We start from the raw sequence: 20805 nt of genomic DNA on the forward strand, positions 1-20805 counted from the left end.
TATTGTCGACAGTAACCATTCTCATTATCATTGCATTGAACGATATTTCTTCTCTTTCTTCCGATAGCTTAATTCGTTTTTATTACACGCATCGCTCGTGAATAAAACGATCATTCAGTCAGCGTCAATGCAGAGCCCAGCTCTAAGTAGGTCTTATGCAATTCATACCGAATAGCGCGTGGAAAATTACCGGCTTCGCCAGTGAAATCAGTCCGGCTTATCGCCAAAAATTATTGTCCCTCGGCATGCTGCCGGGTTCCTCATTCAACGTCGTCCGCGTGGCACCTCTCGGCGACCCTATTCATATCGAAACGCGCCGCGTTAGCCTGGTGCTGCGCAAAAAAGATCTCGCGCTGGTCAATATCGAAGCCGTGGCGTAACGGCGGGGAAACGTTCGCGTTATTTTGCACATTCAACGAAGTTTACGAATAAAATGAAAAACTTAACCATAGGTTTAATCGGTAATCCTAACTCGGGTAAAACCACGTTATTTAATCAGTTGACGGGTGCCCGCCAGCGCGTGGGGAACTGGGCGGGTGTCACCGTAGAACGCAAAGAAGGTCAGTTTTCCACCCTTGAGCACCAGGTCACGCTGGTTGATTTACCCGGCACCTACTCACTCACCACCATTTCGTCACAAACTTCGCTTGATGAGCAAATCGCCTGCCACTACATCCTGAGCGGCGATGCCGATCTGTTAATCAACGTAGTGGATGCTTCTAACCTTGAGCGTAACCTCTACCTGACGCTCCAGCTACTCGAACTGGGCATCCCGTGCGTGGTGGCGCTCAATATGTTGGATATTGCCGAGAAACAGGCGATTCGCATCGACATCGACGCGCTGGCCGCCCGCCTCGGCTGCCCCGTCGTGCCGCTGGTGTCTACTCGCGGGCGCGGTATTGAAAGTCTGAAACTCGCCATTGACCGCAAGCAGCCCAACGAGAAAAACGAGCTGGTGCACTATCCGCAGATTTTGCTGCAAGAGGCAAAAAAGCTGGCCGAGGATATGCCGCAGGAAATGCCGGTGACGCAGCGCCGTTGGCTGGCGCTGCAGATGCTGGAAGGGGATATCTACAGCCTCGCGTATGCGGGCAATGCCACAGACAAACTTGATTCAGCGCGCGCGCGCCTGGCAGAGACCATTGACGATCCCGCGCTGCTGATCGCAGATGCTCGTTACCAAAGCATCGCTTCCATTTGCGACGCGGTTAGCAATAGCCTGACAGCCGAACCCAACCGGCTGACGGTGGCGATGGATAAAATCATCCTCAATCGTTACCTCGGCCTGCCGATCTTCATGCTGGTGATGTATCTGATGTTCCTGCTGGCGATTAACATCGGCGGCGCGCTGCAGCCTATTTTTGATGGCGGTTCGGTGGCGATATTCATTCACGGCATCCAGTGGCTCGGTTATACGCTGCACTTCCCTGAATGGCTGACGATTTTCCTGGCCCAGGGGATCGGCGGCGGGATCAATACCGTGCTGCCGCTGGTGCCACAAATCGGCATGATGTACCTGTTCCTTTCCTTCCTCGAAGATTCCGGCTATATGGCGCGCGCAGCCTTCGTGATGGATCGCCTGATGCAGTCGCTGGGTTTACCGGGTAAATCCTTTGTGCCGCTGATTGTCGGCTTCGGCTGTAACGTGCCTTCGGTCATGGGCGCCCGTACCCTTGATGCGCCGCGCGAAAGGCTGATGACCATCATGATGGCGCCGTTTATGTCCTGCGGTGCACGCCTGGCGATTTTCGCGGTGTTTGCCGCCGCATTCTTCGGCCAGCAGGGCGCGCTGGTGGTGTTCTCGCTTTATATTCTCGGCATTGTCATGGCTATTCTCACCGGCCTGATGCTGAAGCACACCATCATGCGCGGCGAAGCTTCGCCGTTTGTCATGGAGCTGCCGGTTTACCACGTCCCTCACCTCAAGAGCCTGATTTTACAAACCTGGCAGCGCCTGAAAGGCTTCGTGCTTCGCGCCGGGAAGGTCATCGTGATCGTCAGTATTTTCATCGGCGCCCTGAACAGCTTCTCCTTTAGCGGCAAGCCAGTAGATAGCATCAATGATTCCGCCCTTGCCTCCGTCAGCCGTGTGTTGACGCCGCTGCTAAAGCCGATCGGTGTCCATGATGACAACTGGCAGGCTACCGTTGGGCTGTTTACCGGTGCGATGGCCAAAGAAGTTGTGGTCGGCACGTTAAATACCCTCTATACCGCCGAAGATATTCATAATGAAGAGTTTGATGCCGCAAGCTTTAACCTGCTTGATGAACTGGGCGCTGCCGCCGATGAAACCTGGCAGGGGCTGAAAAACACCTTCAGCCTGAGCGTGCTGGCGAACCCGATTGAGGCAAGCAAAGGCGACGGTGAAATGTCCTCCGGGCCGATGGGCGTGATGAGCACGAAATTCGGCAGCGAAGCCGCCGCCTACAGCTATCTGATTTTCGTTCTGCTCTATATTCCGTGCATCTCGGTGATGGGGGCCATCGCCCGTGAATCGAGCCGGGGCTGGATGACGTTTTCTGTGCTGTGGGGGCTGAACATTGCCTATTCGCTCTCCACGCTTTACTACCAGAGCGTTACCTTCAGCGAGCACCCGCAGTTCAGCCTGATTTGCATCCTCGCGGTGATATTGTTCAACGTCCTGCTGCTTGGCGGGCTGCGCCGGGCAAGAAGTCGCGTGGATGTATCGCTGCTCGCCACCAGAAAAACGCCGTCGTCCTGCTGCCAAAGCAGCACCGGCGACTGTCACTAAGGAGCGATGATGGCAAGCCTGATTGATATCCGTAACGCCCTGGCGCTTCAGGGCCGCCTGGAAGCGAAGCAGATAAGCCAGCAGCTTGCCACGCCTCTGCCGCTGGTAGCCGCCATGCTCGATCGACTGGAAGCGATGGGCAAAGCCAGACGCATCAGCGAAGATCCGAGCAGTTGCCTGACGGGAAGCTGCAAAAGCTGCCCAGAAGGGAAAAAGTGCGCCCGGGAACTTTGGGCACTGCGTTAAGTTAATCTGATGAAAGGCGGTTTCCCCCGCCTTTTTACTGCCCGTCAGCTAAGCCGTTGTTGCCCCCAGGCCAGCAGAGCCTGGCAGAATTCAGCCGGATGAGAGATAAACGGCGCGTGGGCGGCCTTGTCGAAGATAACCGAGCTGGACTGCGGCCACAGGGCGTCCAGCAGGGGAACCACTTTCCGTGGCACAAGCCCGTCCAGTCGGCCATACAGACGTAAATGCGGTATTGCAGAATGCGAAAGCTCCTGGCGCAGATCGGCGGTTCTCAGGATCTCAAGCCCGCCATTAAGCACGGCCACGTCCGGCATCGGCTGTTCCAGAACAACGGTTTTCAGCAGGCGAGCATCCTGGCGCGCGGTTTCTGTGCCCAGGGTTTGCAACGCCAGAAAACGCTCCACGGTACGCTGAAAATCTTCGCTTAGCTGCTGCTGGAACCCGGCCAGCACGTCCGGTTTAATGCCCGGCCAGTCTTCTGCGGCGGTAAAACAGGGTGAGGAAGCCACCGTCACCAGCGCATTCACACGTTCAGGCCTGGCGAGCGCAGCCTGGCTTGCTACCAGCCCACCCAGGCTCCAGCCAAGCCATGTGGCACATTCAGGCGCTTTAGCCAGCACAATGTCGGCCATTTCCTCCAGCGTTAGCGCACCAAACCCCCTGCTCCGGCCATACCCCGGTAAGTCGACCAGATGCAGCCGAAATTGCGAGCCGAGCTCGGATTCTATGTTGTGCCAAACCTCCGCATTCAGTCCCCATCCGTGCAGCAGCACAAGATCGCTTTTTCCTTTACCTTTTGTTTGCCACCACAGCTCACTCATCAGTTACCGTTCTCATTTTCATCAGCAAGGAGAACGCTATGCTAGCAATCCCTGGCCGCTGTTGGCTATGCCGGTTACCGCTTGCCCGTCCGACATGGGGCATTTGCTCCTGCTGCGCCGCCTCGCTGCTTCAGCCCCTGGCCTGCTGTTTACAGTGTGGTTTACCGGCGTTGAGCGGGCATTTGCCCTGCGGGCGTTGCCTGCAAAGAGCGCCTGAGTGGGACGCAATGGCCTATGTGACAGACTACCTGCCGCCGTTAAGCACGCTGATTCATCACCTGAAATTTACCGGAACGCCCTCGCTTGCACCGGCCTTAGCCCGCCTTTTGCTACTGCGTATTCTGGCAGCCAGGCGAGAGGGCAGGCTTCATTTGCCTGATGCTATTGTGAGTGTACCGCTGCACCATACCCGAGCGTGGCGGCGCGGCTATAACCAAAGCGCACTTATTGCTACTCCGTTGTCTCGCTGGCTAGGGCTGGAGCATTATCCCTCTGCAATCAAACGCATACGCGCCTCGCCAGCCCAACATACGTTGACAGCAAAGGAAAGAAAGAGGAATTTGAAAGGCATCTTTAGGGTTGAAATTCCCGTTGCGGGTCGCCATATGGCGATTGTGGATGATGTCGTGACGACGGGTAGTACTGTTGCGGAGATAGCGCGATTGCTGAAAAGGCAGGGCGCGGCGACTGTCCAGGTATGGTGCCTGTGTCGAACCTTGTAGACCCTCGATGATGGGCGTATTATAACCGACTAAAATAGTCAACTATTGAGCAATCGTTATGATCCGTATTTCCGATGCTGCACAATCCCACTTTGCCAAGTTGCTGGCAAATCAGGAAGAAGGGACGCAAATCCGCGTATTCGTTATCAATCCTGGCACCCCGAATGCGGAGTGTGGTGTGTCTTATTGTCCGCCGGATGCGGTTGAAGCGACCGACACGGCGCTGCCGTTCGAGCAGTTAACCGCTTATGTCGATGAGCTGAGCGCGCCTTATCTGGAAGATGCCGAAATCGACTTCGTCACCGACCAGCTCGGTTCCCAGCTGACGCTGAAAGCCCCTAACGCAAAAATGCGTAAGGTGTCTGACGACGCGCCGCTGATGGAGCGCGTTGAGTATATGCTGCAGGCGACCGTTAACCCACAGCTGGCGGGCCACGGTGGTCGCGTCACGCTGATGGAAATTACCGACGAAGGCTATGCCATTCTGCAGTTTGGCGGCGGCTGTAACGGCTGTTCTATGGTGGATGTGACGCTGAAAGAAGGGATCGAGAAACAGCTTCTGGCTGAGTTCCCTGAGCTGAAAGGCGTACGTGACCTGACCGAACACCAGCGCGGTGAGCACTCTTACTATTAGTTTGACCCTCACCCTAACCCTCTCCCTAAAAGGGAGAGGGAATAGACCGAGAAACGTGAGACGAAACTACGTCTTCTTACGCCGCTTATCCAAATCTTTCAGCAACTTATTCACCCGTTCATCGGCAAACATCGCTTCCAGAGAGACGGTCAGCTTGCGCCGCCAGTTCTTATACTGATCGCTGGTGCCAGGAATATTCACCGGCTCGGCCATATCCAGCCAGTCCTCCGGCTGCAGCCCCAGCAGCGCGCTATGGCTGTCGGCGATATAACGCTGCATTCCACGGTTGAGCGTGTCGGTCATCGTCATTAACGCGGCCTTATGTCCCGCCCGCTTCGGCAAGCAGCCGTATTTATGCAGCCCGTCCAGCAGGCCTTGCTTAGCCCTTTCGCGGTCCTCATACAGCCCCGCCAGCACCTCTTCATCAGGGTAAAGTCCCAGCGTTTTGCCCAGCGTTAAATCACCGCTATTCCAGTAGCCACGCAGCGTGGGCAAGTCGTGCGTTGCGGCAACCGCCATCGACTGCTCAGGCCATGCGGCCGGAGCCCGGAATTGCTTCTCTCCGTCGTGTTCGAAGTACAGCACTTTGTAAGAATAAACGCCGCTGTCGCGAAGCTTGCCGACGATTTCAACCGGCACGGTACCGAGGTCCTCGCCAATCACCATGCAGCGGTGACGCTGGCTTTCCAGGGCCAGAATCGAAAGCAGATCGTCCACCGGGTACTGCACATAGGCGCCTTTATCCGCCGTCTCGCCGTACGGGATCCACCACAGCCGCAGCATCGACATAACGTGGTCAATGCGCAAGGCGCCACAGTGGGTCATATTGGCACGCAGCAGTTCGATAAACGGCTGATAGCCGCGAGCGGCCATGACGTGGGGATCCATCGGTGGTAGCCCCCAGTTTTGGCCTAACGGGCCGAGGATATCCGGCGGCGCGCCAACGGAGGCTTTCAGGCAGTAAAGCTCACGGTCACACCAGGTTTCAGAGCCGCCTTCCGCTACGCCCACCGCCAGGTCGCGATAAAGGCCAATCGGCATCCCGTCATGCTGGCTGGCATCCCAGCAGGCCTTAAACTGACGCCAGGCGAGATACTGCAGCCAAAGCCAGAAGTTGACCTCATCGCAATGTTGCTCACAGAACTGCATCACTCCCGGGCTATGGGCGTCGCGATAGCCTTCCGGCCACACCGGCCAGCCCCAGCGCAGAGGATCTTCGTTAACCTGGCTGGCATGAAGCGCATCGTAGGCAGCCTGGTAGAACAGACCTTCACCTCCTTCCGCAACGAACCTGCCAAACGCGACGACTTGTTCATCGCTGGCTGTACGCAACGAGAACTGCTGCCACGCTAAACGCAGTCCCGCAACTTTGAGGGCCGTAACGGCAGAATAATCCACCCACTCGGCATCTCTCGCGGCCTGAAGCTGTTTCTGCACTGCGGATGTTTTCCACCACGTCTGCGCCGCTTTGCTGTTCTGGAAATCTTCTACCGCATTGACGTCGATATAGATGACATTCAGCCAGCGGCGTGACGAAGGGCTGTATGGGCTGGCGCTCTCCGGGTTAGCCGGGTAAAGCGAATGAATCGGGTTGAGGCCGATAAACGCCCCGCCCCGCTTCGCCACATCCCCCAGCATCTGCTTCAAATCGCCAAAGTCGCCGATGCCCCAGTTAGCCACCGAGCGCAGCGTGTAAAGCTGCACACATGCCCCCCACAGCTTTTTGCCCTGCAGTAACGCGTCCGGCTCATAGCAGCGCGGCGGGGCGACGATAATTCGGCTCGTCCAGCTCTGCTTTTGCCGACTGACCACCAGCGAATGGTAGCCCTCGGGTAGCTTTGTCGGCAGCGATAACGTCTTCCCACCGGAAACTTGCCCGCGGTGGGTATGACCTTCTTCAGTGGTCAGCGTCCAGCTAAATTCACCCTCTCCTTCCAGCGTCAGCTGCATTCGCTGCCCGGCAGTGAAAACCTGAACCGCTGGCACAGGATCGGTCGACTTTTTTGCAACAGCGGTGCGGTTCATGGCCTCGAGCAGACGCAGTTTTGTCTCCGCAGGAATAGCCTGCGGTTTGCCGTGGGCGTTGATGTAGTTCGGGCTGATACCCGCCGCCAGAGCGGCGCTATCAAGACGTTTGCTCTCCATGGCGCTCCCTTAGCGTTTTGCCTGCCAGATACGTTGTTGGTAATCGCGGATCGAGCGATCGGAGCTGAACATGCCGCAACGGGCGCTGTTCAAAATGGCGGCGCGCGTCCAGGCTTCCTGGTCCAGATAAAGTTTGTCGGCAAGCTTTTGCGCCTCGGCATAAGCAGTGAAGTCCGCCATCAACAGGTAAGGATCGCCGCCCTCTTTGCCGATGCTGTGCAGCATCTGATCAAAGGCGTGTTTATCTCCTTCACTGTATTTGCCCTGCTCCAGTTCTTTAAGCACGGCATCCAGCACTTTATCTTTTTTGCGCCATTTCACCGGATCATAGCCTTTGGCTTTCAGGGCTTTAACCTGCTCGACGGTGTGGCCGAAAATAAAGATATTCTCTTCACCCACCTTCTCTGCAATTTCAACGTTGGCACCGTCCAGCGTCCCCACCGTCAGCGCGCCGTTCAGCGCCAGCTTCATGTTGCCGGTGCCTGATGCCTCTTTACCGGCAGTCGAAATCTGTTCGGAAATATCAGCCGCCGGGATCATGATTTCCGCCGCTGATACGCAATAGTCCGGCAGGAAAACGACCTTCAGTTTGTCGCCCACCAGCGGATCGTTGTTGATCGCCTCAGCCACTTTGTTGATAGCAAAGATAATATTTTTGGCCAGGTAATAACCCGGAGCCGCCTTCGCGCCAAACAGGTAAACGCGCGGCACACGGTTTGCTTTCGGGTTCTCGCGGATCTCTTTGTACTGCGCCAGGATATGCAGCAGGTTCAAGTGCTGACGTTTGTATTCGTGCAGGCGTTTGATTTGCACGTCGAACAACGCATCCGGGCTAATCACGATGCCGGTACGAGCCTTCACAAATGCAGCCAGTTTTACTTTGTTCTGATGCTTGATTTCGCGCCAGGTCTGGCGGAATTTGGCGTCATCGGCGTGCTTTTCCAGTCCTTCCAGCACGTCGAGGTTATTCGCCCACTCTTTCTTCAGCGTCTTGTCGAACAGCGTGGCAAGCGCCGGGTTGCACTGCTTGATCCAGCGGCGCGGCGTAATGCCGTTCGTCACGTTATGGAATTTGTTCGGCCACAGCTGGTGGTATTCCGGGAACAGATCTTTCACCACCAGCTCAGAATGAAGCGCCGCAACGCCGTTCACCGCAAAGCCTCCGACCACGCACAGGTTAGCCATACGTACCTGCTTGCTATGCACCACGGCAAGCTTCGCCCAGACGGCTTCATCCCCCGGCCAGGTTTTGTCGACCAGCAGCTTAAAGCGTTTGTTAATCTCATTGATGATTTGCATATGGCGAGGCAGCAGCGCTTTCACCAGCTTCTCGTCCCAGCACTCCAGAGCTTCAGGCATCAGGGTGTGGTTAGTGTAGGCGAACGTTTTACTGGTAATCGCCCAAGCGTCATCCCAGCTAAGCTGATGTTCGTCAATCAGCACGCGAAGCAGCTCAGGGATAGCGATGGTTGGGTGGGTATCGTTCAGTTGAATCACTTCGTAGGCCGGCAGCTCGGCGAGCTTGCGGCCTGCCAGATGATGGCGGCGCAGAATGTCAGCCACCGAACAGGCACACTGGAAATACTGCTGCATCAGGCGCAGCTTTTTACCGTTCAGGTGATTGTCATTCGGATAGAGCACCTTGGTGAGCTTTTCAGCGTCAATGCCCTGCTGCTCGGCTTTAAGAAACTCACCGTCATTAAATTTCGTCAAATCAAATGGATGAGCATGTTTTGCCTGCCACAGGCGCAGCGGCTGCGCCACGCCATTTCGGTAGCCCAGCACCGGTAAATCCCACGCCTCGCCCTGGAAAATAAAGGCTGGCTCCCAGCGGGAACGCTTACCGTCCTTCACGAGTTTCCCACCAATGCCCACCTGCACATCCAGCGCGCTGTTGTGGCGGAACCAAGGGTAGCTCCCGCGCTGCCAGTCATCCGGGGCTTCCATCTGTTTGCCGTCCTTAAAGGACTGGCGGAACAGGCCATACTGATAGTTGAGGCCATAGCCGATGGCCGATTGCCCGACCGTGGCCATTGAGTCCAGGAAGCAGGCCGCAAGCCGTCCCAACCCGCCGTTGCCTAAAGCCGGGTCCGTTTCTTCTTCCAGTAAATCGGTGAGGTTTATCTGGTAATCCTTCAGTACCTCGCTCACCTCAGTGAACCAGCCAAGATTAAGCAGGTTATTCCCCGTCAGGCGGCCTATCAGAAACTCCATCGAGATGTAGTTTACGTGCCGCTGTCTGGCTTCAGGCTTGGCTGCAGGCTGAGCCGCTAAAAGCTCGGCAAGCGCACCGCTAACGGCGTGCCACCACTGATGCTGAGTCATTTCACTGGCATCATGGAGGCCATAACGCTGCCACTGGCGCGTCAGAGCGGACTGGAACTGTTCTTTGCTGAAGATCGGCTGTGACATAGAAAATCGGTCCTGTAATGTTCGAAAATCATTACCCGTTAGTGTGCCGGGCAGCCCGTGGGAGTTCCTCCTCCCGGCGCGGATTAGGCGGGGAGGAGTAGCGAGGATGAGCGAAAAATGTGATCTCTGCCACTCGATGCGGCGGTGTAACAGGTTTCAGCCGCGCTGCCACAAGCAGTGAGCAATCGCATTCATGAAAAAATGGAACTGTGACAGGGTGCAACTTACCGAGCTCGGAAAGTTCAACAACCTTGCAATAAAAAGCATTCTGGCAGACCTTATCCGTAAGCATTAATTACGAAGCGTAAAAAAAATCGCATCCTTGAACTTTTCCCTCCATTATTTTCTCTGCAGTCCGGCAGCCCCGCCCTGCAGCGCGAAAAATGCCGGGGAAATTTATACACAGTGAAGTGATCAACTATGTTAATCCCATCCAAATTAAGCCGCCCCGTTCGGCTGGAAAACACTGTGGTTCGCGATCGCCTGTTGGTGAAGCTTTCAACTGCCGCCAACTATCGCTTAGCGCTGATCGCCAGCCCGGCCGGTTATGGTAAAACGACCCTCGTGTCGCAGTGGGCGGCGGGGCGAAAAGAGCTGGGTTGGTATTCCCTTGATGAGGGAGATAACCAGCAGGAGCGCTTTGCCAGCTACCTGATTGCCGCCGTGCAGCACGCCACCGGCGGCCACTGCGCCAGTAGCGAAATCATGGCGCAAAAGCGGCAATACGCCAGCCTGTCTTCGCTCTTTTCTCAGCTGTTCATTGAGCTGGCGGGGTGGGACAAACCGCTGTACCTGGTGATTGATGATTATCATCTGATTGCCAACCCGGTTATTCATGAAGCCATGCGCTTTTTCATTCGCCACCAGCCAGAAAACCTGACACTGGTGATCCTGTCGCGCAATCTCCCGCAGCTTGGCATTGCCAACCTTCGCGTGCGCGATCAGCTCCTGGAAATTGGTAGCCAGCAGCTCGCCTTTACGCATCAGGAAGCCAAACAGTTCTTCGACAACCGCCTGGCAACGCCGATTGAACAAGCGGACAGCAGCCGCCTGTGTGATGACGTTGCTGGCTGGGTAACGGCGCTCCAGTTAATCGCCTTGTCCGCGCGCCAGAGCAATACGCCAGCTCAACATTCCGCACGCCGTCTGTCGGGCATTAACGCCAGCCATCTTTCAGATTATCTGGTGGATGAAGTCCTGAACAACGTTGATGCCGATACCCGCAACTTCCTGCTGAGAAGCTCCATCCTGCGCTCAATGAATGACGCATTGATCATCCAGGTAACGGGTGAAGAAAATGGCCAGATGCGGCTGGAGGAGATTGAGCGCCAGGGCTTGTTCCTGCAGCGTATGGACGATTCCGGCGAATGGTTCTGCTTCCACCCGCTGTTTGGCAGTTTCCTTCGCCAGCGCTGCCAGTGGGAGCTGGCCGCAGAGCTGCCGGATATTCACCGGGCGGCCGCCGAAAGTTGGATGGCGCAAGGCTTCCCAAGCGAGGCTATTCACCACGCGCTGGCGGCAGGTGATGCCAATATGCTGCGCGATATTCTGCTGGGCCACGCGTGGGCGCTGTTTAACCACAGCGAACTGACGCTGCTCGAGGAGTCACTGAAGGCGCTGCCGTGGGAAAGTCTGCTGGAAAACCCAAAACTTGTGCTGCTGCAGGCCTGGCTGATGCAAAGCCAGCACCGCTACGGCGAAGTGAATACCCTGCTGGCAAGGGCCGAGCAGGAAATGGACCTGGTCATCGACGACACGTTGCACGGTGAATTTAACGCCCTGAGAGCCCAGGTTGCCATCAACGCGGGCGATCCGGCGGAAGCCGAGCGTCTGGCCATGGTCGCGCTGGAAATGCTGCCGCTGGCCAATTTTTACAGCCGCATAGTAGCAACTTCGGTTCACGGCGAAGTGCTGCACTGCAAGGGCGATCTGACGAAGTCTCTTTCCGTTATGCAGCAGACCGAGCAAATGGCCCGCCGCCACGATGTGTGGCACTACGCGCTGTGGAGTCTCATTCAGCAAAGCGAAATCCTGCTGGCTCAGGGGTTCTTACAGGCCGCCTGGGAAACCCAGGAGAAAGCCTTTGTGCTGATCCGCGAGCAGCACCTCGAACAATTGCCACTGCATGAGTTTCTACAGCGTATCCGCGCCCAGCTGCTTTGGGCCTGGGCCCGGCTGGATGAAGCCGAAGCGGCAGCCCGCAGCGGAATGGAGGTCCTTTCCAGCTTCCAGCCGCAGCAACAGCTCCAGTGTCTGGCGCTGCTGGTGCAGTGCTCGCTGGCGCGCGGAGACCTGGATAATGCTCGCAATCACCTTAATCGCCTTGAAAATTTGCTTGGGAACGGTCCCTGGCACAGCGACTGGGTCTCCAACGCCGACAAGGTGCGGGTGATTTACTGGCAAATGATTGGCGATAAAAAGTCGGCAGCCAACTGGCTGCGCCAGACGCCGAAGCCTGAATTTGCCAATAACCACTTCCTGCAAAGCCAGTGGCGGAATATCGCCCGCGTACAAATTCTGCTGGGTGAGTACGATCCGGCGGAAATGGTGCTGGAAGAACTTAACGAAAACGCCCGCAGCCTGCGTCTGATGAGCGACCTTAACCGCAACCTGCTGCTGCTCAACCAGCTTTACTGGCAGGCGGGCAGAAAAAGTGACGCTCAGCGCGTGCTGCTGGAAGCTCTGGCGCTGGCAAACCGCACCGGGTTTATCAGTCACTTCGTTATCGAAGGGGAGGCGATGGCGCAGCAGCTGCGCCAGCTTATTCAGCTCAACACGCTGCCGGAGCTGGATCAGCACCGCGCTCAACGCATCCTGCGTGAGATAAACCAGCACCACCGCCATAAGTTTGCGCACTTTGATGAAAGCTTTGTGAACCGCCTGCTGAATCACCCGGAAGTGCCGGAGCTTATCCGCACCAGCCCGCTGACGCAGCGAGAATGGCAGGTGTTGGGGCTGATTTATTCCGGTTATAGCAACGAGCAGATCGCCGGAGAGTTGGATGTTGCGGCCACCACCATCAAAACGCATATCCGAAATCTTTACCAGAAGCTGGGCGTGGCGCACCGCCAGGACGCGGTACAGCATGCACAGAAATTACTGAAGATGATGGGGTATGGGGTTTAGCTGGAGATATTCTGAAGGCTAGTTTCAGCCCCTCACCCCGGCCCTCTCCCCATAGGGGAGAGGGGGGATAAAAATCTGAAGATGAGCGGAACCGGCCAACACTCGGACTGAAAAGGGTTCAACTCTCTTTAAGACGCCAGCGACAGTCCCGCTTTAGCCGCCTGCTTGACCAGCCACTGCGCCACCCGCGCCTGCTGCTCTTCGTTTAGCCACATGCCCAACTTAGTACGGCGCCACAGCGCATCTTCCGCACATCTGACCCATTCATGCTCAACCAGGTAGCGAAGCTCGGCTTCATAAAACTCATGGCCAAAATCTTCGCCCAGATCGCCCAGGGTTTTGGCCTCGCCCAGCACCAGGTCGCTGTTGCTGCCATAGGTGCGCGCCAGGTGACGGGCAAGGCTTTCGGTCAGGAAACCGTAACGACAGCGCAGTTTGGCCGCATAATCATCACGATCGCCACCGATGTCACCGCCAGGCAGGCGGCACTCTTTGGTCCAGGCCGGGCCGATATTCGGGTAGTAACGCTCCAGCTTATCCAGCGCATGTTCAGCCAGCTTACGGTAGGTCGTCAGTTTACCGCCGAAGACCGACAGCAGCGGTGCCTGACCATTTTCGTCATGAATATCGAGAGTGTAATCGCGGGTCACCGCCTGCGGAGAATCAGACTCGTCATCACACAGCGGGCGCACGCCAGAATAGGTCCAGACGATATCATCTTTGGTCAGCGTCTTTTTGAAATGCGCGTTGTAAACGTTCAGCAGATAGCTCACTTCTTTGTCATCAATCTGCACCGCTTTCGGGTCACCGTGATATTCCACGTCGGTGGTGCCGATGATGGAGAATTCGTCCATCCACGGGATCACAAACACAATACGTTTATCTTCGTTTTGCAGGATGTAAGCCTGCTTCTGGGTATGCACGCGAGGCACCACGATGTGGCTGCCTTTGATCAGGCGGATACCGTAAGGCGAAGGCAGGTGTAGCCCTTCGTCAAAGAAGGTTTTCACCCACGGACCGGTGGCGTTCACCAGGCCTTTCGCGCGCCATGTAAAGGTTTCGCCGGTATCAATATCCTGCGCTTCAACGACCCACAGCCCATTTTCGCGGGTTGCTTTGGTGGCGCGAGTACGGGTTTTCACCTCTCCGCCCTTGCGGGTCGCCATTTGGGCGTTAGCCAGCACCAGGCGAGCATCATCCACCCAGCAATCGGAATATTCGAAACCGCGCACGATCTCAGGCTTCAGCACTGAATCTGCGCCAAAACGCAAGCCGGTCGAGGCCGGCAAACTGGTGCGTTTCCCCAGATGATCGTACATGAACAGGCCAGTCCGAATCATCCAGGCCGGACGAAGGTGCGGCCGGTGCGGTAAACGGAAGCGCATCGGGAAAGCAATGTGCGGCGCCATTTTCAACAGCACTTCACGCTCCGCCAGCGCCTCACTCACCAGGCGAAACTCATAATGCTCCAGGTAACGCAGGCCGCCGTGAATCAGCTTCGAGCTGGCGGAAGAGGTCGCGCAGGCCAGATCCTGCCCCTCCAGCATCAACACGGATAACCCGCGGCCAGCGGCGTCCGCCGCAATACCGGCGCCGTTGATTCCACCGCCAATAACAATCAGATCTTTGGTTTCCATGTTGCCCTCACGCACTTTCGTTAAAGCTCAAAAATGTTCGATATCGCTCATGATAGCAAGTGTTCGCCCGCTTTGGTAACGAAATAAAAACATTTCTACGTGATATGGATAACATATTGGCGTTAATATCAGCGCCAGCGGGGCGCGATGCCTTAACATGCCCCTTGTTTCCTTTCTTTCTCGACGAGTAAAACCATGGATCAATTTGAATGTATTGGTGTGGAAGAAGCACACCAGAAACTCCAGCAGCAGCAGGCGGTATTGGTGGATATCCGCGATCCGCAGAGCTTTGCCATGGGACACACGCCGGGGGCTTACCACCTTACCAACGACACGCTGGTGAATTTTATGCAGCAAACCGACTTCGACACGCCGGTCATGGTGATGTGCTACCACGGCAACAGCAGCAAAGGCGCCGCCCAATATCTGCTGCAGCAAGGCTATGACCAGGTCTACAGCATCGACGGTGGCTTTGATGCCTGGCACCGCCATTTCCCGGCTGAAGTCGCTCACGGCGCGTAAAGTTCAGCCCTTGTCGCTCCCTGCAGGTATACTGCTTGCCTTTGTACGGCTTTATAGACGAAGTTGGTTAAACTTTCATGATCATGATTACCTCTTTCGCCAACCCGCGCGTGGCGCAGGCTTTTGTCGATTACATGGCAACTCAGGGCGTTATTCTTACGATTCAGCAACATACGCAAAGCGATGTCTGGCTGGCGGATGAGAACCAGGTACAGTATGTCCGCGCCGAGCTGGAAAAGTTCGTCGCGAACCCTGGCGACCCGCGCTACCAGGCCGCCAGCTGGAGCACCGGCCACAGCGGCGTGGGTTTCAGCTATAAACGCTATCCGTTTTTCGCCACCATCAAAGAGCGCGCCGGCCCGCTGACGCTTATCGTCATCGGCGTGTGTATCGCGCTGTTTGTCCTGCTCAATATCGTGGGCTTCGGTCCGGTGATCTCCGTGCTTGGCTGGCCGCTCGTGCCCGAGCAGCGCTTTGAGTTTTGGCGCTATTTCACGCACGGATTACTGCATTTCTCCTTGCTGCATATCCTCTTTAACCTACTATGGTGGTGGTATTTAGGCGGCGCGCTCGAAAAACGCCTCGGCACCGGCAAACTGCTGACGCTGACGCTTATCTCCACCCTGCTGAGCGGTTTTATGCAGGCAAAATTTACCGGCCCACTGTTTGGCGGCCTGTCAGGCACGGTGTTTGCGCTGATGGGTTATGTCTGGCTGCGCGGAGAGCGAGATCCCGACAGCGGCATTCAGATGCAGCGCGGGCTGCTGGCGTTTGCGGTAATTTGGTTGGTTATTGAGGTCTTCACTCAGTCCGCTGTCATTCCAGCGCACCTGACCGGCATGCTGGTTGGCCTGGCGATGGCGCTGGTAGATACCCTGAATACGCGAAAACGAACATAACAATGCTGGAGTAGCTTGTGAAGCAGACACAACGTCATGACGCGATTATTGAGCTGGTTAAGCAGCAGGGATACGTCAGTACCGAAGAGTTGGTGGAACAGTTTGCCGTCAGCCCGCAAACCATCCGCCGGGATTTAAACGACCTGGCCGATCAGAATATGATCCTGCGCCACCACGGCGGGGCGGCCCTGCCCTCCAGCTCGGTTAACACCCCGTGGCATGACCGAAAAGCAACGCAAACAGCAGAAAAAGAGCGTATTGCGCAGAAGGTTGCCAGCCAAATTCCTAACGGCGCCACGCTGTTTATCGACATCGGCACGACGCCGGAAGCCGTGGCGCATGCGCTGCTTAATCACAGCAATCTGCGCATTGTGACCAACAACCTCAACGTGGCAAACACGCTGATGGCTAAAGAAGATTTCCGTATCATTCTGGCCGGCGGAGAGCTGCGCAGCCGCGATGGCGGCATTATCGGCGAGGCCACGCTGGACTTCATTTCCCAGTTCCGTCTCGACTTCGGCATTCTCGGCATCAGCGGGATCGACAGCGACGGCTCGCTGCTTGAGTTCGACTACCACGAGGTTCGCACCAAGCGCGCGATTATCGAAAACTCTCGCAGCGTGTTGCTGGTCGTGGACCATTCGAAGTTTGGCCGTAATGCGATGGTGAATCTGGGCAGTATTAGCCTGGTGGATACCGTGTATACCGACGTGGTGCCGCCCGCAGGAGTGATGCAGGTGATTAAAGAGAATAACGTGCAGCTGGAGCTGTGCTGAGTTTTATCCTCGCCCCGGCCCTCTCCTGAAAGGGAGAGGGGGAAAAGAATTTGGTCCTTTTCTCCCATCTAAGTAGGGGATGAAGAAGCATCCTTGTTCTGATCCCCTCTCCCTCGTGGGGAGAGGGTTAGGGTGAGGGGAAAAGTTACAATCTCACCGGCTTAATATGCCAAATCTCGTCGGCATACTCTTGAATCGTCCTGTCTGACGAGAAATAGCCCATATTGGCAATATTGTGCATCGTGCGGATAGTCCACTCCTCCGGCTGCTGGTAAACCTCATCCACCTTGTCCTGACAGTCCACATAGCTGCGGTAATCCGCCAGCACCTGGTAGTGATCGCCAAAGTTAATCAGCGAGTCGACTAAGTCCCGATAGCGCCCCGGCTCCCCGGGGCTGAATGCCCCCGTCGCGATTTGCGTCAGCACCTGGCGCAGCTCTTCATCCTTCTCGTAATACTCCCGAGGGTTGTAGCCTTTACTGCGGAGTGTCTCCACCTCTTCTGCGGTGTTGCCGAAGATAAAGATGTTGTCCTTGCCGACGTGGTCGAGCATCTCCACGTTGGCGCCGTCCAGGGTCCCGATGGTCAACGCCCCGTTAAGCGCAAACTTCATGTTACTGGTCCCCGAAGCTTCGGTTCCCGCCAGCGAAATTTGCTCGGAGAGATCTGCCGCCGGAATAATCAACTGGGCGAGGCTAACGCTGTAGTTGGGGATAAACACCACCTTCAGCTTATCTTTAACCTGCAGGTCGTTGTTGATGACCTCCGCAACGTCGTTGATAAGATGAATAATATGCTTCGCCATGTAATAGGCCGATGCCGCTTTACCCGCGAAAATATTCACGCGTGGCACCCATTCCGCCTCAGGATCGGCCTTGATGCGGTTATAGCGGGCGATCACATGCAGGACGTTCATTAGCTGGCGCTTATATTCATGAATGCGCTTAATCTGCACGTCGAATAAGGCGTCCGGGCTCACCACGACATTCAGTTGCTGCCCAATGTACGTCGCCAGCCGTTTTTTATTCGCCAGCTTGGCCTTACGCACCGCCTGATGCACCGTCGGGTAGTCAATGTGCTGCTTCAGGTCGTTCAGTTGGCTTAAGTCCGTCCGCCAGGTCTGCCCGATATTCTCATCCAGCACTTCAGACAGCGCCGGGTTGGCAAGCGCCAGCCAGCGGCGCGGCGTGACGCCGTTCGTTTTGTTGCTAAAGCGCATCGGGAAGATACTGGCGAAGTCAGCAAACAGGGACTGCACCATCAGATTGGAGTGCAGCTCAGACACGCCGTTCACCTTATGGCTGACCACCACCGCGAGCCAGGCCATCCGCACTCGCCTGCCGTTGGATTCGTCGATGATCGATGCCCTGCCCAGCAGCCCCGTGTCGTTCGGGTGCTGTTCCTGCAGGGTTTTCAGGAAGTAGTCGTTAATCTCAAAGATGATCTGCAGATGGCGCGGCAGGATCTTGCCGAGCATGTCCACCGGCCAGGTTTCCAGGGCCTCGCTCATCAGCGTGTGGTTGGTGTACGAGAAGACCTGGCAGGTCACTTCGAACGCTTCCTCCCATTCAAACTTATGCTCGTCAATCAGCAGCCGCATCAACTCCGGAATCGACAGCACCGGGTGAGTGTCATTCAGGTGAATCGCAATTTTATCCGCAAGGTTGGCGTAGGTTTTATGCAGCTGATAATGGCGGCTCAGAATGTCCTGCATGGTCGCCGAAACCAGGAAATACTCCTGGCGCAGGCGAAGCTCACGCCCGGAATAGGTCGAGTCATCGGGATAAAGCACGCGGGACACGTTTTCAGAGTGGTTTTTGTCTTCCACCGCCGCGAAATAATCACCCTGGTTAAACTTACCGAGGTTGATCTCGCTGCTCGCCTGAGCGTTCCACAGCCGCAGCGTGTTGGTCGCGTCGGTGTCGTAGCCCGGAATAATCTGGTCATAGGCAACCGCGAGGATCTCTTCGGTTTCGACCCAACGAGACTTTTTCCCTTCCTGCTGAATACGCCCGCCGAAACGCACCTTGTAGCGCGTATTGTGGCGTTTAAACTCCCAAGGGTTGCCGTACTCAAGCCAGTAGTCCGGCGACTCTTTCTGGCGGCCATCGACGATGTTCTGCTTGAACATACCGTAGTCGTAACGTATGCCGTAGCCACGCCCAGGCAGCCCCAGGGTCGCCAGCGAATCGAGGAAACAGGCGGCGAGACGCCCCAAACCGCCGTTGCCCAGGCCGGGGTCGTTCTCCTCGTCAATCAACTCTTCGAGGTCGAGGCCCATCTCTTCGAGGGCATTTTTCACATCTTCATAGATGCCGAGGGAAAGCAGCGCGTTCGACAGCGTGCGTCCGATCAGAAACTCCATCGACAGGTAGTAAACCTGGCGGACTTCCTGGGAAAGCTGGGCGCGGTTGGAACGCAGCCAGCGCTCCACCAGCCTGTCGCGCACGGCAAACAGCGTCGCGTTAAGCCACTCGTGTTTATTGGCGATGGCAGGGTCTTTCCCCACCGTAAACATCAGCTTATAGGCAATCGAGTGTTTAAGCGCCTCGACGCTCAGCGTGGGTGATGCATAGGAAAAGGGTGCGTTCATATCAGTGATTCCTGGTGTATGGGTAATTACATCAAGCGTTGATAAAGGTCGCGGTATGACTGCGCCGCTACCTGCCAGCTAAAATCCATATTCATTGCCTGCCGCTGCACAAAACGCCACAGCGACGGGCGGGACCACAGCACGAAAGCACGCCGGATCGCGCGAAGCAGCGACCAGGCATTACTGTCTTCAAACACAAAACCGGTCGCCACACCGTCAGCCAGATTCTCGAGAGAAGTATCAGACACGGTGTCAGCCAGGCCACCGGTTCGCCGCACCAGCGGCAAGGTGCCATATTTCAGACCGTAGAGCTGCGTTAAGCCGCAGGGCTCAAAGCGGCTCGGGACTAAAATCACGTCGGCACCGCCCATGATGCGGTGGGAAAATGCCTCGTGATAGCCAATCTGGACGCCGACCTGGCCGGGATGCTCGGCCGCCGCCGCCAGGAACCCTTCCTGCAGCACGGAATCCCCGGCCCCCAGCAGCGCCAGCTGCCCGCCCTGCTCCAGCAACCCCGGCAATGCCTCAAGCACCAGATCCAGCCCTTTTTGGTTGGTTAACCGACTGACCACCGCGAACAGCGGGACTTTGTCGTTCACCTTCAGCCCCATCGCTACCTGCAGCTGGCGTTTGTTTTCGGCTTTCTCCTCCAGCGAATCGCGGTTATACCGCGAGGCCAGCAGCAGGTCGCTTTCCGGGTTCCAGATCTTGTCGTCCACGCCGTTTAAAATGCCCGACAGGCGCCCTTCACGCTGGCGCTGGCGCAGCAGCCCTTCCATGCCATAGGCAAAATGCGGGTCGGTAATCTCCCGAGCATAGGTTGGGCTGACGGCGGTAATGTGGTCGGCATAGTAAAGCCCGGCCTTCAGGTACGAAATCTGGCCGTGGAATTCCAGCCCGTTCATGTCGTAGACCCACCACGGCAAATCAATTTCACTTAAGTGATGAGCATAGAACATTCCCTGATAGGCGAGGTTATGGACGGTAAATACCGACCTGGCTGGCCGCCCGCGAACCTCGAGATAGGCCGGCGTCAGCCCGGCGTGCCAGTCGTGGGCATGCACCACATCGGGATGCCAGAAAGGATCCAGGCCGCAGGCCATTTCCGCCCCAACCCAGCCAAGCAGCGCAAAGCGCAGTACGTTGTCCTGGTAAGCAAACTGGTTCGTGTCGTGGTATGGGCTGCCCGGGCGTTCATAAAGATGGGGGGCATCAATCAGATAAATACCTACGCCGTTGTAGTGGCCGTAGAGCAGACGCATTGGGCCTGCGAACGTCTGTCGGTGGGCAACCACCTGAATATCTTCGATTCCTCGCCGCACATCAGGAAAGGCGGGCAGCAGGACGCGCGTATCAACGCCGCCGGCAATTTGTGCCGCAGGCAAAGCGCCCAGCACATCCGCAAGGCCGCCCGTTTTCAGCAAAGGAAACATCTCGGAACAGACATGTAAGACCTGCATTATCGCTCCCATATGGAAAGTCGCGGCGCTGTGTCTTAATCATCAGGCAACGCCGAACGA

15 protein-coding genes are annotated in these 20805 nt (G+C 56.5%); 9 read left to right on the forward strand and 6 right to left on the reverse strand.

All coding sequences use genetic code 11. The features are described 5' to 3' along the window. Positions 1-155 precede the first annotated feature (155 nt). The 3 genes from feoA to feoC are packed head-to-tail and all read left to right on the forward strand — an operon-like array spanning position 156 to position 2998. A complete protein-coding gene (gene feoA, locus WFK85_RS08640; RefSeq protein WP_008457875.1) occupies positions 156-380 on the forward strand; it encodes a ferrous iron transporter A in 225 nt (74 codons plus the stop codon). Positions 381-433: 53 nt separating this feature from the next. Beyond that, complete coding sequence (gene feoB, locus WFK85_RS08645) at positions 434-2752, forward strand: Fe(2+) transporter permease subunit FeoB (RefSeq protein WP_166994664.1); 2319 nt, start codon at positions 434-436, stop codon at positions 2750-2752. Positions 2753-2761: 9 nt separating this feature from the next. Next, entirely contained in the window at positions 2762-2998 is a 237-nt protein-coding gene (feoC, locus tag WFK85_RS08650) for a [Fe-S]-dependent transcriptional repressor FeoC (protein WP_336706716.1), read from the forward strand. Between the two features lie 44 nt (positions 2999-3042). Here the strand turns inward: feoC and bioH are convergent, their stop codons facing one another. Further along, positions 3043-3819 carry a pimeloyl-ACP methyl ester esterase BioH gene (gene bioH, locus WFK85_RS08655; RefSeq protein ID WP_336706477.1) on the reverse strand — a complete coding sequence of 259 codons (777 nt, stop codon included), beginning with the start codon at positions 3817-3819 and terminating at the stop codon, positions 3043-3045. 38 nt (positions 3820-3857) lie between these two features. On the opposite strand from bioH, the gene gntX reads away from it, so the two are divergent. Beyond that, a complete protein-coding gene (gene gntX / locus WFK85_RS08660; RefSeq protein ID WP_166994666.1) occupies positions 3858-4541 on the forward strand; it encodes a DNA utilization protein GntX in 684 nt (227 codons plus the stop codon). Positions 4542-4599: 58 nt separating this feature from the next. After that, positions 4600-5175, forward strand: a complete 576-nt coding sequence (nfuA, locus tag WFK85_RS08665) for a Fe-S biogenesis protein NfuA (RefSeq protein ID WP_008457887.1) — start codon at positions 4600-4602, stop codon at positions 5173-5175. 66 nt (positions 5176-5241) lie between these two features. Here the strand turns inward: nfuA and malQ are convergent, their stop codons facing one another. Both malQ and malP read right to left on the reverse strand, forming a co-directional pair. Further along, a complete protein-coding gene (gene malQ / locus WFK85_RS08670) occupies positions 5242-7320 on the reverse strand; it encodes a 4-alpha-glucanotransferase (protein WP_336706478.1) in 2079 nt (692 codons plus the stop codon). A gap of 9 nt (positions 7321-7329) precedes the next feature. Beyond that, a complete protein-coding gene (gene malP / locus WFK85_RS08675; RefSeq protein WP_336706480.1) occupies positions 7330-9732 on the reverse strand; it encodes a maltodextrin phosphorylase in 2403 nt (800 codons plus the stop codon). 420 nt (positions 9733-10152) lie between these two features. Between malP and malT the strand changes: the two genes are divergently transcribed. Then, positions 10153-12858, forward strand: coding sequence for an HTH-type transcriptional regulator MalT (gene malT, locus WFK85_RS08680; protein ID WP_008457891.1), 2706 nt, complete (start codon positions 10153-10155; stop codon positions 12856-12858). 128 nt (positions 12859-12986) lie between these two features. On the opposite strand, the gene glpD is transcribed toward malT, so the two are convergent. Continuing rightward, positions 12987-14495 (reverse strand): glycerol-3-phosphate dehydrogenase, encoded by a 1509-nt coding sequence (glpD, locus tag WFK85_RS08685; RefSeq protein ID WP_336706482.1) that lies wholly within the window; start codon positions 14493-14495, stop codon positions 12987-12989. A 195-nt stretch (positions 14496-14690) separates the two neighbouring features. On the opposite strand from glpD, the gene glpE reads away from it, so the two are divergent. The 3 genes from glpE to WFK85_RS08700 all read left to right on the forward strand — a co-directional run bounded on the left by glpE (position 14691) and on the right by WFK85_RS08700 (position 16692). Beyond that, positions 14691-15017 (forward strand): thiosulfate sulfurtransferase GlpE, encoded by a 327-nt coding sequence (gene glpE, locus WFK85_RS08690; protein WP_008457894.1) that lies wholly within the window; start codon positions 14691-14693, stop codon positions 15015-15017. 77 nt (positions 15018-15094) lie between these two features. Next, positions 15095-15916, forward strand: a complete 822-nt coding sequence (gene glpG / locus WFK85_RS08695; protein WP_336706483.1) for a rhomboid family intramembrane serine protease GlpG — start codon at positions 15095-15097, stop codon at positions 15914-15916. 17 nt (positions 15917-15933) lie between these two features. Beyond that, complete coding sequence (locus WFK85_RS08700) at positions 15934-16692, forward strand: DeoR/GlpR family transcriptional regulator (RefSeq protein WP_008457897.1); 759 nt, start codon at positions 15934-15936, stop codon at positions 16690-16692. A gap of 145 nt (positions 16693-16837) precedes the next feature. On the opposite strand, the gene glgP is transcribed toward WFK85_RS08700, so the two are convergent. Continuing rightward, positions 16838-19285, reverse strand: coding sequence for a glycogen phosphorylase (gene glgP, locus WFK85_RS08705; RefSeq protein ID WP_336706484.1), 2448 nt, complete (start codon positions 19283-19285; stop codon positions 16838-16840). A 26-nt stretch (positions 19286-19311) separates the two neighbouring features. Next, the gene (gene glgA / locus WFK85_RS08710) at positions 19312-20745 is read right to left on the reverse strand and encodes a glycogen synthase GlgA (protein ID WP_008457900.1); all 1434 of its coding nucleotides are present in this window, start codon (positions 20743-20745) and stop codon (positions 19312-19314) included. Positions 20746-20805 lie beyond the last annotated feature (60 nt).

Source organism: Cedecea sp. VD22 (genome assembly GCF_037150195.1).
In the GTDB taxonomy this organism is placed as follows: Bacteria; Pseudomonadota; Gammaproteobacteria; order Enterobacterales; family Enterobacteriaceae; genus Cedecea.

Bases quoted from the DNA above. Each gene is read 5' to 3' on its own strand.
- glgP (WP_336706484.1), bottom strand. From the start codon at position 19,285: ATGAACGCACCCTTTTCCTATGCATCACCCACGCTGAGCGTCGAGGCG.
- glgA (WP_008457900.1), bottom strand. From the start codon at position 20,745: ATGCAGGTCTTACATGTCTGTTCCGAGATGTTTCCTTTGCTGAAAACG.
- glpE (WP_008457894.1), top strand. From the start codon at position 14,691: ATGGATCAATTTGAATGTATTGGTGTGGAAGAAGCACACCAGAAACTC.
- glpG (WP_336706483.1), top strand. From the start codon at position 15,095: ATGATCATGATTACCTCTTTCGCCAACCCGCGCGTGGCGCAGGCTTTT.
- malT (WP_008457891.1), top strand. From the start codon at position 10,153: ATGTTAATCCCATCCAAATTAAGCCGCCCCGTTCGGCTGGAAAACACT.
- feoA (WP_008457875.1), top strand. From the start codon at position 156: ATGCAATTCATACCGAATAGCGCGTGGAAAATTACCGGCTTCGCCAGT.
- malQ (WP_336706478.1), bottom strand. From the start codon at position 7,320: ATGGAGAGCAAACGTCTTGATAGCGCCGCTCTGGCGGCGGGTATCAGC.
- glpD (WP_336706482.1), bottom strand. From the start codon at position 14,495: ATGGAAACCAAAGATCTGATTGTTATTGGCGGTGGAATCAACGGCGCC.
- bioH (WP_336706477.1), bottom strand. From the start codon at position 3,819: ATGAGTGAGCTGTGGTGGCAAACAAAAGGTAAAGGAAAAAGCGATCTT.
- gntX (WP_166994666.1), top strand. From the start codon at position 3,858: ATGCTAGCAATCCCTGGCCGCTGTTGGCTATGCCGGTTACCGCTTGCC.
- feoB (WP_166994664.1), top strand. From the start codon at position 434: ATGAAAAACTTAACCATAGGTTTAATCGGTAATCCTAACTCGGGTAAA.
- nfuA (WP_008457887.1), top strand. From the start codon at position 4,600: ATGATCCGTATTTCCGATGCTGCACAATCCCACTTTGCCAAGTTGCTG.
- feoC (WP_336706716.1), top strand. From the start codon at position 2,762: ATGGCAAGCCTGATTGATATCCGTAACGCCCTGGCGCTTCAGGGCCGC.
- malP (WP_336706480.1), bottom strand. From the start codon at position 9,732: ATGTCACAGCCGATCTTCAGCAAAGAACAGTTCCAGTCCGCTCTGACG.